16 protein-coding genes are annotated in these 15,435 nt (G+C 53.9%); 9 read left to right on the top strand and 7 right to left on the bottom strand.

The features are described from left to right. Positions 1-9 precede the first annotated feature (9 nt). Positions 10-915, top strand: coding sequence for a glutathione ABC transporter permease GsiD (gene gsiD, locus MKZ79_RS08160; RefSeq protein WP_336141127.1), 906 nt, complete (start codon positions 10-12; stop codon positions 913-915). Positions 916-980: 65 nt separating this feature from the next. After that, positions 981-1,430, top strand: a complete 450-nt coding sequence (locus tag MKZ79_RS08155; protein ID WP_336141126.1) for a DUF4385 domain-containing protein — start codon at positions 981-983, stop codon at positions 1,428-1,430. Between the two features lie 143 nt (positions 1,431-1,573). Here MKZ79_RS08155 and MKZ79_RS08150 read toward each other — a convergent pair whose 3' ends face one another. Continuing rightward, complete coding sequence (locus MKZ79_RS08150) at positions 1,574-2,428, bottom strand: manganese catalase family protein (RefSeq protein WP_336141124.1); 855 nt, start codon at positions 2,426-2,428, stop codon at positions 1,574-1,576. 392 nt (positions 2,429-2,820) lie between these two features. Continuing rightward, positions 2,821-3,528, bottom strand: a complete 708-nt coding sequence (locus tag MKZ79_RS08145) for a phage antirepressor KilAC domain-containing protein (protein WP_336141122.1) — start codon at positions 3,526-3,528, stop codon at positions 2,821-2,823. A gap of 202 nt (positions 3,529-3,730) precedes the next feature. On the opposite strand from MKZ79_RS08145, the gene MKZ79_RS08140 reads away from it, so the two are divergent. After that, positions 3,731-4,843, top strand: coding sequence for a PQQ-dependent sugar dehydrogenase (locus tag MKZ79_RS08140; RefSeq protein ID WP_336141120.1), 1,113 nt, complete (start codon positions 3,731-3,733; stop codon positions 4,841-4,843). A gap of 40 nt (positions 4,844-4,883) precedes the next feature. Here MKZ79_RS08140 and MKZ79_RS08135 read toward each other — a convergent pair whose 3' ends face one another. Then, positions 4,884-5,540: an HAD family hydrolase gene (locus MKZ79_RS08135; protein WP_336141118.1), complete on the bottom strand. Its 657-nt coding sequence runs from the start codon at positions 5,538-5,540 to the stop codon at positions 4,884-4,886. Between the two features lie 235 nt (positions 5,541-5,775). Here MKZ79_RS08135 and MKZ79_RS08130 point away from each other — a divergent pair, with 235 nt between their 5' ends. Beyond that, a complete protein-coding gene (locus MKZ79_RS08130) occupies positions 5,776-6,969 on the top strand; it encodes a serine hydrolase (protein ID WP_336141116.1) in 1,194 nt (397 codons plus the stop codon). A 57-nt stretch (positions 6,970-7,026) separates the two neighbouring features. Here MKZ79_RS08130 and MKZ79_RS08125 read toward each other — a convergent pair whose 3' ends face one another. From MKZ79_RS08125 to MKZ79_RS08115, 3 genes are all read right to left on the bottom strand, one after another. After that, the gene (locus MKZ79_RS08125; RefSeq protein WP_336141115.1) at positions 7,027-8,286 is read right to left on the bottom strand and encodes an HAAAP family serine/threonine permease; all 1,260 of its coding nucleotides are present in this window, start codon (positions 8,284-8,286) and stop codon (positions 7,027-7,029) included. A gap of 500 nt (positions 8,287-8,786) precedes the next feature. Further along, positions 8,787-9,392: an undecaprenyl-diphosphate phosphatase gene (gene ybjG / locus MKZ79_RS08120; RefSeq protein WP_336141383.1), complete on the bottom strand. Its 606-nt coding sequence runs from the start codon at positions 9,390-9,392 to the stop codon at positions 8,787-8,789. Between the two features lie 404 nt (positions 9,393-9,796). After that, a complete protein-coding gene (locus tag MKZ79_RS08115; protein WP_336141112.1) occupies positions 9,797-11,482 on the bottom strand; it encodes an aspartate:alanine antiporter in 1,686 nt (561 codons plus the stop codon). A 263-nt stretch (positions 11,483-11,745) separates the two neighbouring features. Between MKZ79_RS08115 and ybjM the strand changes: the two genes are divergently transcribed. Beyond that, positions 11,746-12,114: an inner membrane protein YbjM gene (ybjM, locus tag MKZ79_RS08110; RefSeq protein ID WP_336141111.1), complete on the top strand. Its 369-nt coding sequence runs from the start codon at positions 11,746-11,748 to the stop codon at positions 12,112-12,114. Between the two features lie 80 nt (positions 12,115-12,194). On the opposite strand, the gene MKZ79_RS08105 is transcribed toward ybjM, so the two are convergent. Beyond that, positions 12,195-12,458: a GrxA family glutaredoxin gene (locus tag MKZ79_RS08105; RefSeq protein WP_125288765.1), complete on the bottom strand. Its 264-nt coding sequence runs from the start codon at positions 12,456-12,458 to the stop codon at positions 12,195-12,197. A gap of 185 nt (positions 12,459-12,643) precedes the next feature. Between MKZ79_RS08105 and MKZ79_RS08100 the strand changes: the two genes are divergently transcribed. The 4 genes from MKZ79_RS08100 to MKZ79_RS08085 all read left to right on the top strand — a co-directional run bounded on the left by MKZ79_RS08100 (position 12,644) and on the right by MKZ79_RS08085 (position 15,124). After that, positions 12,644-12,928: a DUF1418 family protein gene (locus tag MKZ79_RS08100; RefSeq protein ID WP_336141108.1), complete on the top strand. Its 285-nt coding sequence runs from the start codon at positions 12,644-12,646 to the stop codon at positions 12,926-12,928. Then, positions 12,912-13,634 (top strand): oxygen-insensitive NADPH nitroreductase, encoded by a 723-nt coding sequence (gene nfsA, locus MKZ79_RS08095; RefSeq protein ID WP_336141107.1) that lies wholly within the window; start codon positions 12,912-12,914, stop codon positions 13,632-13,634. Before MKZ79_RS08100 ends, nfsA begins: the two co-directional genes overlap by 17 nt. Positions 13,635-13,655: 21 nt before the next feature. After that, positions 13,656-14,558, top strand: coding sequence for a 30S ribosomal protein S6--L-glutamate ligase (gene rimK, locus MKZ79_RS08090; RefSeq protein ID WP_336141106.1), 903 nt, complete (start codon positions 13,656-13,658; stop codon positions 14,556-14,558). Positions 14,559-14,644: 86 nt separating this feature from the next. After that, a complete protein-coding gene (locus MKZ79_RS08085) occupies positions 14,645-15,124 on the top strand; it encodes a YbjN domain-containing protein (RefSeq protein ID WP_336141105.1) in 480 nt (159 codons plus the stop codon). Positions 15,125-15,435 lie beyond the last annotated feature (311 nt).

The raw sequence follows: 15,435 nt of genomic DNA, 5'->3' as shown, positions 1-15,435 counted from the left end.
GGACGGGCGATGAAAAACTGGCGACGTAACGCGGCTCTGGCCGCGATGCCGACAATAGAGCAACATCGCGTACGCACGCCGTGGCGGGAGTTCTGGCGGCGTTTTAAGCGCCAGCCGGTGGCGATGGTAGCCGGAGTTTTTGTACTTTTGCTGGTGGCGATCGCTTTGCTCGCGCCCTGGTTAGCGCCTTTCGACGCGGAAAACTACTTTGATTACGATCGCCTGACGGAAGGGCCTTCCGCCATGCACTGGTTCGGCGTGGATTCGCTGGGCCGCGATATTTTCAGCCGCGTGCTGCTGGGAACCCGGCTGTCGCTCATCTCCGGTTTCTTTTCAGTGGCTATCGGCGCGGCGATCGGGACGCTGCTGGGCCTGCTGGCGGGCTACTACGAAGGCTGGTGGGATCGAATTATCATGCGTATCAGCGACGTGCTGTTTGCTTTCCCGGGCATTTTGCTGGCGATCGCGGTTGTGGCTGTGATGGGCAGCGGTATGGCGAATGTGGTGATTGCCGTGGCGATTTTCAGCATTCCCGCCTTTGCCCGACTGGTGCGCGGCAATACGCTGGTGCTGAAACAGATGACCTATATTGAATCCGCCAGAAGCATCGGCGCCAGCGACATCACTATTATTCTGCGGCATATTCTGCCGGGCACGCTTTCCTCCATCGTGGTCTATTTCACCATGCGTATCGGCACCTCCATTATTACCGCTGCCAGCCTTTCTTTTCTGGGGCTGGGCGCGCAGCCGCCGACCCCGGAGTGGGGCGCGATGCTGAACGAGGCGCGGGCGGATATGGTGATGGCGCCGCACGTGGCGATCTTCCCGAGCCTGGCGATCTTTTTTACCGTGCTGGCGTTTAACCTGCTGGGCGATGGCCTGCGCGACGCGCTGGATCCCAAACTAAAAAACTGAGCCGCGTCCGCCGACGCGTTTTCGCTTTCCTGTGCCAGACTTACTCTTTTACCCGGAGGTCGGCCATGAAGGAATTTGATTATCAGCAGGATTTTAAAACCATCGACTTTCGTCAGCATCCGGAACGCTATCAGGTAGGTCGCGGCGAGCAGGGCGTACTGATGGTGGAGCCCTATAAAGGCGAAATATTGCCGCACTGGCGCTTCAAAACCCCCGCGATCGCGGAAGCTTCCGCGAAAAAAATTATGGAGCTGTTTGAAGAGTACCGAGCGAAAGACGATTTTGTCGGCATGGATATGGCGCGTAAATTTATTCAGATGGGCTATACCCGCGCCCGGCGCTATGCCAACCACAAAGGCGGCCGCAAATATGATGAAGATCGCAAAGTGCTGCCTTATCACGTTAATGAAGAAAAAGCCGCTGCCGCCGCCATCTTCAAAGGCTGGTGGGACAAGATCCGTGAAGATGAAGACTATCTGAAACGGAAAAAAGCGCATCAGGCAAAGTATGGATGAACGGAGCAGGCCGCTATTCGGCGGCCTGCTACCGCTGCCAGTCGTGATGCAGAGTATTCACCTACCCAAAAAAAGAAGCCGCGACGTTATCCGCCGCGGCTTTTTAATAGCTAAATTGTCAGTCGATCTGCAATTAAGCGGCGCTATTTTTTTAGCGCGGCGGCATCGTCAGGCAGCATCTGCTCTTTCTGCGCGCCGGAGCCAGGCCTGGCCGGGCCAAGAAGAGGCTCCTGTCCCAGAATCTCCGGTTTCTCTTTCGCCGTGAATTCACCTACGCCGTCATAAGCCGGGCCTTCGCTCCAGCGGCCTTTCGGCAGCGGCTTATCCAGCGAAGTATTCAGACAGTAGTAAGAATGCTCCTGCGCTTCTTCCGACTGCGGGAAGCTGTTAGGAATGGGCATAGAAGCGCTGATGCCGCCCATATCCTCAATCACCGCCAGCCACTGCTGCTGGTGCATGGTGTCGCGGGCGATCAAGAAGGAAAGAAAATCTTTCATCCCTTTATCTTCCGTAAGGTTATAGAGACGTGTCGCCAGTACGCGCCCCGTCGCCTCTGCAGTCACGTTAGCCAGCATATCGGCAGCAACGTTGCCGGAAGCGTAGATATGGCTCATATCAAAAGCCATGCCGTTAGCGTTGACTGGCATAGCCGCCAGGCCGGACGACAGAATATGGCGCGGATTCATACCGCCCATGATGGCGTTAACCACGGGATCTTTTGCGGATTCTTCCTGATAAGAAAGCGGCGCGCCTTCCAGGTTAAGCGCGACGGCATGACCAAGCATTTCGATATGGGCCAGCTCTTCGGTGGCTGTGGAGATCAGCAGATCCTTGATGCGCGGATCGCCGCGCGTGCCCATCGCCTGGAAAAAATATTGCATGGCAACACGTATTTCCCCTTCAACGCCGCCGATGGCCTGCTGCAGAAGCATGGCAAACTCTGGATCGGGCTTGTCGACTTTTACCGGATATTGCAGTTTCGATGAATGATGAAACATGATTTCCTCCTGGTGGGTTACGTAAGTTAAGCAACGCATTAAGCCTGGTTGAAATCGCTCAGAATGAAAGGTAAATGCAACAGATTCTCATTTTGCTGGTGTGATCGATCGAAAAACAAGCAGGATGCAAACGGGCTTTTGTCGTAAAAACTTATTAAAATCAATAAATAACGACGATGATGAGAGTAATTTTCAGGCAGGAGCTATTATGTAACCGGCCGTTATGCCTGGTTTTCAGTACCGCGACCAGGGCAATATCAAAGTGCAAACTGCGAAATCATCATGCCACATAGTCACCGCGGCGGGTTTTGGTGACATGCACAACATCTGCATTTATAGTTACAACATACTAAATAACAAGCCTGTCCGTGGCTTGAGTAAGGTGATAGCGATTATGCCGCCGCGCCTTTTGGCTGAGTAGCGAGGTGCGCCGCCCACAGGTTTGTCACCCATTTGACGCCTTTCGAGGTAAAACGCGCCTGGGAAAAAGCATGCAGATTTTCGCCCACGCTGGTGCGAACGGTAAAGTAGCCCGCCTGAACGTGATGCTGCTGCGGCATCAGCGTGCCGTTGGCGCGATACATAATATTGCGCTCAAACAGGAACTGGCGGAACTCAGGCTCTTTCGCTTTCAGCATCTTGCAGAGCTGGCGAAAACCCAGCGAATCCTCTACCTGCACAAAACGGTCGAAGAATTCCGCTTTTGGGGCGAAAAGGGCCAGCTGCTGTTCCGCCGCCTGACGCTGTTCAAACTGTTCAGCCCAGGCGCGTGCCGCCGCTGCAGGATTGGTAAAGTCCGGCAGACGAGTGTTTCTTTCACGCTCCTGCCAGCTATCCAGCGCCTGGGCAATAAAGGCGGGCGCCAGACGGGCAACCGCCAGCAGCGAATCGCGTTTGTTCAGGCAATACTCCTGACGCGCTTCGCCCTCACGCTCGTAGACTCCGATGGTCAGCGGTTGAGAAAGACGCTGCGTGGTTTCCAGCGTTTTGATCAGCCGTTTTACTTCGCCATGCGGGATGCCGACTAATTTGGCGATTTCGCGGCTGCTCATCGTGACCGATTGATTCAGCGAGCTGAGGTTTTCTGTCGAAATCATCATAGGTTTTACCCCCAAGCTTTTCAAAAGAGCCCCGAGCGGGCAGTAGAAATATTATACAGTTGCCTGTTTAAATATCCAGTACTTTTTTTAAGCGATCGAGTTATATGAATTGCTTACTCATTTTCATTTTTTGTAAAGGTAACGCGCCGCCGCGGCATCTTCGCTAAGGTTATTTCAGCCCTTGTTAATCAGGAGAAAAAGCATGTCCCGACCGCTGCAAACCTGTCTGCTGAGCCTCTCTCTTTTGGCAACCGGCGCCGTTGTCGCTGAAGAGGTGAGCGTCACCGAGTTGCAAAAAGGCTTACGTCATCCCTGGTCACTCGCTTTTCTGCCCGACAACCAGGGAATGTTGATTACGGAACGCGAGGGACAGCTTCGTTTATGGCAGCAGGGGAAAGGGCTGTCCGATCCGCTGTCGGGCGTGCCGAAAGTGTGGGCCGAAAGGCAGGGCGGTCTACTGGACGTGGCGCTGGCGCCAGACTTTGCGCAAAACCGGCGACTCTGGCTCAGCTACACCGAAGCCGACAGCGATGGACGGGCTGGCGCGGTGATAGGTTACGGTACGCTGAATAAGAGTAATACCGCGCTGGAAAATTTCCGGGTCATTTTGCGTCAGCAGCCAAAACTCTCTGGCGGCGCCAACCTGGGAACGCGACTGGCTTTTGATGACCGCGGCTATGTTTATGCCAGCTTCGGCGATAACTTTCAGGCCGCTACGGCGCAGGATTTAAAAACCCTTACTGGTAAAATCGTACGTTTAAAGACTGATGGCAGCGTGCCTGAGGATAATCCCTTCGCACACACAAAGGATGCACGGCCTGAAATCTGGACTTACGGCATGCGTAATCCGCAAGGGTTGGCGCTAAATCCGCAAACGCGTGAGATGTGGGAAAGTGAACATGGCCCGCGCGGCGGCGATGAAATCAACCCGTTGCGCAAGGGACAAAACTACGGCTGGCCGCTGGCGACCTGGGGAGTGGATTACAGCGGCGACAAAGTCCCCGGCTCTCAGGGCGGTGAAGCGCCGGGTACGTTACAGCCTCAATTTTACTGGAAGGTTTCGCCTGCTCTCAGCGGCATGGCTTTTTACCAGGGCGATCGCTTCCCGCAGTGGAAAAATTCACTTTTCGTCGGCGCTTTGAAAGATAAAAGCCTGATTCATCTCTCCGTTAACGAGAATAAGGTTGAAGAAAAATCCCGCATGTTAAAAAATTTCGGCGAGCGAATTCGGGATGTGCGCGTCGGGCCGGACGGCTATCTCTATGTGCTGACGGATGAAACCGACGGCAAGCTGCTCAAAATCGGGCTGCAATAAAACCGGCCGCCTGGCCGGTTCTGCCTATGCTGTGGCGAGACTATTTTACCCAGCGGCAAACTTCCCAGCCGCGCTGCTGCGCCAGTTGATAAAGCGGTTCAGCGGGATTCACCACGTGCGCGCGATCCGCCTGTTCGAGCAGCGGCAGATCGGTAATAGAGTCGCTATAGGCCCAGACAGAGTCAAAAGGAGCGTGACTCTGTAACGCCAGCCAGTCGGCTAATCTCACCATACGATCTTCCTTACCAGCGCAGTTGTCGCAGATCTGGCCGCTATAGCGATCGTTTACGATCTCTACGCTGACCGCCAGCGCGCCATGGGCGCCAAGCTGTTGCGCAATCGGCATAGCAAGGTGATCGCCGCCTGGCGAAACGAGCATGATTTTGTCGCCGCGCTGTTGATGCCAGGCCAGTTTCTCGCGAGCGGCAGGATAGACGCGCGGCAGAATATCGCGCTGAATAAAACGCCTGACCCAGCCGGAAACGGTCAGCGTACTCATGCCCGTCAGCGGCGAGAGCGTGGTTTGCATATACTCCTCTGCTGACAGCAGACCCTGATCATAGCGGGCCATCAGCGCTCTCTCCTGCTCTATCAGCGAGGCGGGCGCATAGCCCTGTGAAACCAGCCAGCGCGACCACAGGCTGGCGCTGTCCTCGCAGATCAGCGTTTCATCAAGATCGAACAGAGCTAAATCCATGGTTCTTACTCCACTGTGACATTTTATTCAGCGTAGCGGAGTTTTGTGATCGACTTAACAGCACACCGTAAAATCAGAATACGCCTGCCTCGCGCATCTAAATTTCTCTAATAAATTTTAAGAAACTTTACCGAAACGCGGTTCTTTTTAGCGTCGGTAAACGATAGCGTAGGAGGCACTCTGCCTGGTTTAGCTATAAATTTATTATCTTTCATAAGGATATCCGAGAACCGCCATGATGAATACGCGCCTTTCCGTCGCCCCTACCTTACCCGTTCTGCTGCTTTTAACCGCCGCTGCCAGTCGTGCGGCGGAAGTACCGATGCCGCCGCAAATCGAAGCCAAAGCCTGGATTCTGATGGACTACCGCAGCGGCAAGGTGCTGACCGAGTTTAATGCGGACGAACGCCACGATCCGGCCAGCCTGACAAAAATCATGGCCAGCTATGTTATCGGGCAGGCGATGAAGGCCGGAAAAATCCATGATGACGATTTGGTCACCATTGGCAAAGACGCCTGGGCGACCGGCAATCCGGTACTGAAAGGCTCATCGCTGATGTTTTTAAAACCGGGCGATCGCATTCCCGTATCTGAACTGAATAAGGGCGTGGTGATCCAGTCCGGCAACGACGCGAGCATCGCGCTGGCGGATTACGTTGCGGGCAGTCAGGACTCCTTTGTGGGATTGATGAACAGCTATGTGAAAGCGCTTGGCCTGAAAAACACCCATTTTAAAACCGTACATGGGCTTGATTCCGCCGGGCAGTACAGCACCGCGCGCGATATGGCGCTGCTGGGCCAGGCTTTAATCCGCGACGTCCCTGCGGAATACGCGCTACATAAAGAGAAAGAGTTCACTTTTAACAATATCAAACAGTACAACCGCAACCGCCTGCTCTGGAGCACCAATCTGAATGTCGACGGCATCAAAACCGGCCATACGGCGGGCGCGGGCAATAACCTGGTAGCTTCGGCCACGGAAGGGGATCAGCGCCTGATCTCCGTAGTACTGGGCGCGCAAACGGACGCTATCCGCTTTCGCGAAAGCGAAAAGCTGCTGACGTGGGGATTTCGGTTTTATGAAACCGTTACGCCGATTAAAGCGGATAAGCCTTTCGCCACGCAGCGTGTCTGGTATGGCGATCGTAAAGAGGTCAGCCTGGGCGTGGCGGAAGATGCCGCCATCACTCTGCCTAAAGGCCAGCTAAAAGGGCTGAAGGCCAGCTTTACCCTGAACGAACCGCAGCTGAGCGCGCCGTTACGTAAAAATCAGGTTGTTGGCACCATCGATTTTCAGCTGGATGGCAAAATCGTCGAGCAGCGTCCGCTGGTGGTGATGGAAGAAGTCAAAGAGGGCGGATTCTTTAGCCGGATAGCGGATTTTGTCCTGATGAAGCTGAATGGCTTGTTCAGTAAATGGTTTGGCTGAGGAAATCAGGAAAAGAGCAGGGCGGTTGCGCCATCCGTGGCGCCGGCTTGCTGACGATCAGAACAGATCGTAAGCGATCGCGGAAATAGCGATCAGGCCGGAGACCACCACGAAAAGATTGCTGATTTTACCGCTGTACTGACGCATTGATGGCACTTTATTAATGGCGTACATCGGCATCAGGAACAGCAGCACGGCGATAATCGGGCCGCCCAGGGTTTCGATCATGCCCAGAATACTGGGGTTTTTCGTCGCGACCAGCCAGGTGGACAGAAACATAAAGATCGCCGTTATGCGGTTCAGCCGACTTTCTGCTGGTGGATTTCGCATCGCTTTCGCCAGCAGACCGTTAAACCCTTCGCGTGCGCCCAGATAGTGCCCCAAAAAGGATTTGGTAATGGCGACCATCGCAATCAGCGGCGCCAGCCACGCCATAAGCGGCGTGTCAAAATGGTTGGCAAGATAGGAAAGAATAGAGATATTCTGCGCTTTTGCTTCCGCCAGGTTCTCTGGCGACAGGCTGAGCACGCAGCTGAAAACAAAAAACATCACCGTTATCACCATCATCAGATGGCTGCGCGCCAGAATGCGAGAGCACTGTTGCGCGGCTTTCTCGCCATACTCCTGACGTTTAGCGACGGCAAAAGCTGAAATAATCGGCGAATGATTAAAAGAGAACACCATTACCGGGATCGCCAGCCACAGCGTCAGCCACAGCCCTTTGCCGCTGACTGCCGCATGCTGGAAAATCGCGCTGTTCCAGTGTGGGATCAGAAACAGCGCCAGCGCCATCAGAACTAAAACGAAAGGGTAAACCAGCACGCTCATGGTTTTGACAATCATCTCTTTGCCGAAGCGGACAATCGTCATCAGACCGGCGATCAGAATCAGCGATAGCAGCGCTCGCGGCGGCGCCTGCAGATGAAGCTGATGGGTGATGAAGCTTTCCACCGTATTGGTGATCGCTACGCTGTAGACCAGCAAAATAGGATAAATAGCAAAAAAGTAGAGCAGAGTCAGCAGCGCGCCCGCGCCTGCGCCGAAATGCTCTTCCACCACGCCGGTGATATCGCGATCGCCACGGCCGGAAAGGACGAAACGGCAGAGTCCGCGATGAGCGTAGAAAGTCATTGGGAAAGCGAGAGCCGCCATAATCAGCAGCGGAATCAGCCCGCCGATACCGGCGTTAATTGGTAAAAACAGCACGCCGGCGCCGATGGCGGTGCCATACAGACCCAGCATCCACGTGGTATCGCTTTTGCGCCACGCTGTCGATGTCTCCGTCGACGACAACTTAGCCGTTTTGGTGGATTCCATTAAGATCTCCCGGTTGAGAATAGTGAGCTAAATAACCTGAACCTGGCGCAGGAAAATCCTCTTACCAGTCGTTATTTAATTAACTACTCTGGCCGAGGCGAGCAACACTCTACCATTAGCAACGGAAGAAGAAAGTGAAAAATAGGCGGCAGGTGAGAAAGGTGAGAACAGCGTAACACTATTTTTTAGTTTAATAAGCTACAGGCTATTTTCTATTTGGTTTGATGTGCTGGTGACAGGCCATTACCGTAGTGATAAAAACCGTATTTAACAGGATGTAAATAGTTAAGTTTCGCGTTTTGAAACGACCAAATAACCGAGGTGATAGTTTTAATTCATTAAAAACAATAAGTTATGATTATAGTCAAGCAGGCTTTGTCGTTTTTTTACTCGCTTGCGCAACAGGGAAATAAAAAGGCTTTTTTGTTTTGACCTGTTGCGCAATAGCGCGTTTGTTTTTTGTTCATTTATTGCAGGTGCAATAAACGCTTAAGAAACTATTACTCTCTTACCCAACCTTTGCGAATAGGAAAAGCAAAAAGCAGCCGATAGAGCGATGAAATATTACTCAGCAAACGCTGTCCGCAGAAGTGCCAGGCGATCTGGGCTATCAGGCAGGAAAGCCCGCCAAGCAGCAGCCCGCCCAGCATATCCATCGGCCAGTGAACGCCCAGGAAAATTCGCGACCAGGCGATTGCCAACCCGACAGCCAGCAGCACTATGCCCGACCAGACACGATGCCAGCAGAAAAAGGCGATAGCGAAAGTGAAAATAATGGTGCCGTGATTGCTGGGATAAGATTCCGTCGCATCGTGCGCAAGGAACTGGTGGCCCAGACCAACAACGAAAGGACGCGGATGAGGATAAAGGTTGCCGATAAGCCAGGAGACGGTAAGCGCCCAGGCCAACGCGATAGCGGTTTTCAACACCAGGCGACGCTGCGAACCTACCTGATTTTCCGGGCCCCACAGCCATAGGGCGACAATCAGCACCGGCACTATGGTGATCAGATCGCGGGCCACCAAAGTAGCCAGCGAGATCAGCCAGTCGGGCGTGTCGGGCGTGGCGTTAATCCAGAGAAACAGCGTCCGGTTCAGCGCTTCCAGCATGGTTATTTCCTCATCTCGTTCAGCAGGTACGCGATGTATCTGCAGGTGAAAACAGGCCGGGTCAGGCCATAACATAGTGCTTATCTGAGCAGAGGTTGGCCTCGTCTACCGGTCGCTTTTCAACAGGCGTAAACGGTCTCCCTGACTGTCAGCCGGATAAGGTAGAAGCGGGTTGATAAAAGATAAATAGTCTCGTTCTTAATTCGGCAGGCGGTTGCAGTTTCGTTAAGGTTTGATGACAAACAAAGCGTGGCGCAGAGCTAAATGCCAGAAAAAGAACGAAAAAAACCCGTCAATCAAAAAATTGACGGGCTCCACAATCCGGGGATTTCAAAGAAAAGCAGTGGCATTAATTATGACTGCGGGCCGTTGCAAAAGTTCGCGACCAGACAGAAATTATTTTAGCCGCCGATCATCGGCCAGATTAAAACGATTAAAGTACCAGCAAGGGTCAGCAGCACGTTGGCGATGGCGTAGGTACCCGCGTAGCCGAGTGCGGGAATATTGCTGCGGGCCGTGTCGCTGATTATTTCCATCGCCGGCGCACAGGTGCGCGCGCCCATGATCGCACCGAACAGCAGCGCACGGTTCATTTTCAACACCCAGGCGCCAAAAACAAAGCTGATTACTACCGGCAGCAGGCTGACCATCAATCCTGCCACCAGCATCAGCAGACCGGTATCGCCCATACCTTGTGAGAGACCGCTGCCCGCGCTCAGGCCAACGCCAACCATAAACACCATCAGGCCAAACTCTTTCACCATGGTTAACGCGCCCTGCGGGATATAGCCGAAGGTGGGATGGTTCGCCCGCAGAAAGCCCAGCATGATACCGGCAAACAGCAGCCCGGCGGCGTTGCCGACGCTAAAGCTGAAGCTGCTGAACTGGAAAGTGACCATGCCGACCATCAGCCCGATAATAAAGAAGGCGCAGAAAGCCAGCAGATCGGTCACCTGGCTATGAATAGAGATAAAGCCGATCTTATCCGCCACCGTTTTAACCCGGCGCGCTTCACCGCTGACCTGCAGCACGTCGCCCTTGTTTAAAATGATGCTGTCGTCGATCGGCATCTCAATCTGGCTACGAATCACGCGATTGAGGAAGCAGCCGTGGTCTGTCAGTTTCAGCTGGCTGAGCCTTCTGTTTACCGCGTTATTGTTCTTGACCACGATCTCTTCGGTAATGATGCGCATATCAAGCAAATCGCGATCGAAAACCTCTTTGCCGTTGCGGAAGCTGGGATCGAGACGAGAGTGAGCGTCCGGATAGCCTACCAGCGAGATTTCGTCGCCCTGCTGCAGCACCGCATCGCCATCGGGGTTGGCCAGGATGCCGTTGCGGCGAATACGTTCAATGTAACAGCCGGTTTGCCGATAGATCCCCAGCTCGCGCAGATTTTTACCGTCGATCCAGGCAACCAGCTCCGGGCCTACGCGGTAGGCGCGGATAACCGGCAGATAGACCTTACGCTGTTCGGCGTCCAGGCCACGTTCACGAGCAATCTGCTGCGCGCTGGTAGGCAGATCCTGATGCTGAAGTTTAGGCAGGTAGCGTGCGCCGAAAATCAGGCTTACCAGGCCGACCAGATAAGTCAGCGCGTAACCGAGGCTGAGATTGTTCTGCGCCTGGCTCAGTACCGCGCCGCCTGGCCAGGTATGCCGCAGCGTATCGCCTGCGCCCACCAACACCGGCGTGGAGGTCATCGAGCCTGCCAGCATCCCGGCCGTCAAGCCGATATCCCAGCCAAACAGCTTGCCCAATCCCAGCGCGATCAGGACGGCGCTAAGCACCATCACCAGCGCCAGCATCAGATAGTTTTTGCCGTCGCGGAAGAAAATAGAAAAAAAGTTAGGCCCGGCTTCCACGCCCACGCAAAAAATAAATAACATAAAGCCAAGATTAAGCGCGTTGGGATTAATAGTGAAATGCTGCTGGCCAAGCAGAAGAGAAACCACTAAAACGCCAATAGAATTACCCAGTTGGACAGAACCAAGGCGTAATTTTCCCAGGCACAGTCCCAGCGCCAGTACGACGAATAATAACAGAATGTCATTTCCACTTAACAAATCTGCGACGTTTATATTCACGGTTTAACTTCTTGTTTACTAGTAAGATGTTGAATTAGTGGGTGTTTTGCGATAAATTTATTGCACTGCCAGCAGAGCAGCGGCAACATTCAGGATTTTCCGCGAATTACAGCCCAGCGTCAGATAAAACGGCCGTCATTTTAATCGCATCACGCTTTTTCAGCCAGTAAAAGCCACGGCTTTTGTTTATTCAAAACAGGGAAAATCGGTCCGGTATTGTTCCGGCCAGGTGATAACATCCATTACCGAGAGAAGATCCTATTATGTTTAAGGGTATGTCCTGGACAAGCGTAGCATTTAGTTTTGTTCTCTACAGCATCGTTTTCCTGGCAGTGCGCTATGGCATGGTGATTGAAGGATCCGCCTGGGCGCAGGCAAGACCGGGTTTGCTGATGTTTACGCTGCCCGGCGGCGTCGCCGCGCTGATTTCAAAGGAGCATCCGCTGTCGGTAGCGCTGCTGGGCGCCTTGCTGGCTACGCCGTTTTGCCTGATCTTCCTGCACTATTATTCACTGCATTACCATGCGCCTTTTCAGGAGCTGGCTTTCGACACCAGCGCCATTTTCTGGTGCGGCTCCGGCGCGCTGATCGTAATGCTCTGCCGTACGCTGTTCTGGCATTCGCACAGCTAAGACGGAACAGAAGCAAAAAAAAGAGGATCGCCAGGCGATCCTCTTTTTTATCGTTCATTTACCAATCCGTAGCGGATGGCTTACTGGAACAGGCCCAGGTTTTCTTTAGCGTAAGCTTCGAAATCGGTGCAGCCGCCGATATGGGTCTGATCCAGGAAAATCTGCGGCACGGTTTCCACCGGCTTACCCACGGTTTTTTCCAGATCGGCTTTGGTGATGCCTTCGGCATGGATATCCACATAGCGGAAGTTGAAGTCTTCACGCTCTTCGGTCAGCTTCTCTGCCAGTTCTTTTGCGCGGACACAATAAGGACAGCCAGGACGTCCAAAAATTACGGCAAACATAGGTTTCTCCTCAAAGTCCAGATTTTGTGTGATATGCATCACAACTTATCACGTAATGGCGCTTATCATGCCCACTTCCGACCGTGAAAGAAAGAAGGAATTGCCTGTCGCTTCGATTCGTTTCATCTATGTAGAGAAAACAGGTTACGCTTTATTAACCCTTTTATTATCAGGATGGAGTCGATATGCGCGGCCTTACCTTTAGCGGAATGCCTAAAGCGGTGTTGGTGGCGGAAGCGCTGGGAGGAATTATACTGCTGCTCTCTTACTTCGTGCTGCATCAAATGCTACCCTTGCCCGCATCTTTTTCCGGCCCTGGCGCCGCGGCGATTCTGTTTATCACTGGCATTATCCTGATGCTGCCAGCCGCCGCCGTGATGATGTGGCGTACGGCCAAAGCAATGGCGCCGGAGCTGTTTACTTTGTCAGAAAAGCACCAATCAGGAGAGAAGCATGACGCCGACCATTGACCTACTTTGCGCCCACCGTTCCATTCGATCTTTTACCGACCAGCCCGTGGGCGAGGCTGAACGTGCGGCAATTATCGCCGCTGCACAGGCGGCTTCCAGCTCCAGCTTTTTGCAGTGCTCCTCCATTATCCGCGTGACAGACCGGACGATGCGCGACCGGCTGGTTGAGCTGACCGGCGGCCAGAAATATGTTGCGCAGGCCGCTGAGTTTTGGGTGTTCTGCGCCGATTTTAATCGTCATCAGCAGATCTGCCCGGAAGCACAGCTGGGCCTGGCGGAGCAGCTGCTGCTGGGCTGCGTGGACACCGCGCTGATGGGACAAAACGCGCTGGTTGCCGCAGAGTCATTGGGGCTGGGCGGCGTCTATATCGGCGGCATCCGCAACGGTATCGCCGAGGTGACCGAGCTGCTGGGGCTGCCGAAATTCGTTCTGCCGCTGTTTGGCCTTTGTCTCGGCTGGCCTGCGCAGACGCCGCAGCTGAAGCCGCGTATGCCGGCGGCTATGCTGGTGCATGAAAATCATTATCAGCCGATCGATCCGCAAACGCTGGCCGCGTACGACGCGGAGCATGAAGAGTACTACCTGACGCGGGAAAGCAACGCGCGGCGCGAAAGCTGGAGCGAGCATATCCAGAAAACCATTATCAAAGAAAGCCGTCCGTTTATGCTGGATTATCTGCATAAGCAGGGTTGGGCGACCCGTTAAAAACCTTTCTGGAGATATCGGGTGAAAATAGCGATTCTTTCCCGGGATGGCTCGCTTTACTCCTGCAAGCGGCTGCTGGCGGCCGCACAGCTGCGCGGTCACTGCGTTGAAGTCATCGATCCGCTGTCCTGCTATATGAATATCAATCCCGGTTCGTCAGCCATTCACTATCGCGGCAGGCAGCTGGGGCATTACGATGCGGTGATACCGCGTATCGGGCCGGCCACCACTTTTTACGGCACGGCGGTGCTGCGCCAGTTCGAAGTTTGCGGCAGCTATCCGCTAAACGAATCGGTCGCCATTACCCGAGCGCGGGATAAGCTGCGTTCGCTGCAGCTGCTCGCCAGAGAAGGGATCCCGATGCCCGTTACCGGCTTCGCTCATTCACCGGACGATACCCGCGATTTGATAGAGATGGTTGGCGGTGCGCCGCTGGTGGTCAAGCTGGTGGAAGGTACGCAGGGGATCGGCGTGGTGCTGGCGGAAACGCGGCAGGCGGCTGAAAGCGTCATCGACGCTTTTCGCGGTCTGAATGCCCATATTCTGGTGCAGGAGTTTATTAAAGAGGCAAGAGGTAAAGATATTCGCTGCCTGGTGATCGGCGGCAGGGTAGTGGCGGCTATCGAGCGGCAGGCCAAAGAAGGGGAGTTTCGCTCTAATCTGCACCGTGGCGGAAAGGCGCGCAGAGTGGAAATCACCGCCAGCGAGCAGGAGATCGCTCTGCGGGCCGTAGCAACGCTGGGGCTGGATGTGGCAGGCGTGGATATTTTGCGCGCCGCGCGCGGGCCGCTGGTGATGGAGGTCAACGCTTCGCCCGGCCTGGAAGGCATTGAGAAAACCACGGGCAGAGATATCGCCACGCAGATGATTGCCTGGATTGAACAGCAGGCAAAGCCGGGTTTCTGTCTGAAAACGGGCGGTTGACCCGATATTTCATACACAATCGTGGTGTTCAGAGGCTTTTTTCCGTAAGCTAGGGCGCAATTTTAAGGCAGTAAGAGACCAACTACATGGATTCACTCGTCGTTCCCGATATTGACCTTCTACGACGTTGGCTGGATCAGCAAAGCATCACCTGGTTTGAGTGCGACTCCTGTCAGGCGCTTCACCTGCCGCATATGCAAAATTTCGACGGGGTGTTTGATGCCAAGCTGGATCTGGTGGACAACGTCATCCTGTTTTCCGCCCTGGCGGAGGTTAAACCCACCGCGCTGATCCCGCTGGTGGGCGATCTTTCGCAAATCAATGCCAGCTCGCTGACCGTCAAGGCTTTCGTCGATATTCAGGATGACAATCTGCCCAAGCTGATTGTCTGCCAGTCGCTCAGCGTCACGGCCGGATTGACCTATGGTCAGTTCGTGCATTTTATGAAGCAGAGCGAAGAGCAGATCTCAATGGTGGTGATGGAAGCCTTTGCCAACCACCTGCTGATGATGAGCGAAGAAGAAGAGCGCGGCGAATTCGTCTCCTCGCACTCAATGCTGCACTGATTTTTACTCAACGGTCAGAGCTGTCCGGCTCTGACTGGCGCATATTTCCCCGTTTAACAGCGAAACTCATTATTTCACCAGGTTTTCTCGCCTTTTTCACCCGCGTTTATGCTACCGCTGTCCGCTTTTTCCCTATTTTCCACGGCCTTTTTACCCCAGCGCCTTCTCCATATAGAGTAAATCCAGCTAAAACTCGATAAATGGCGTTTTTTGCGTGCGCATCTGGTCTGGCCCGGATTGTAGGGCTATTCTTGCGAAACTGCGTTTTGGGCGCAACGTCGCAACGGACATAGGTTTTTTCTATTAAACAA

The organism is Erwinia sp. CGal63 (genome assembly GCF_037026505.1).
In the GTDB taxonomy this organism is placed as follows: Bacteria; Pseudomonadota; Gammaproteobacteria; order Enterobacterales; family Enterobacteriaceae; genus Erwinia.
This window is presented reverse-complemented; position numbering and strand designations above follow the sequence as displayed.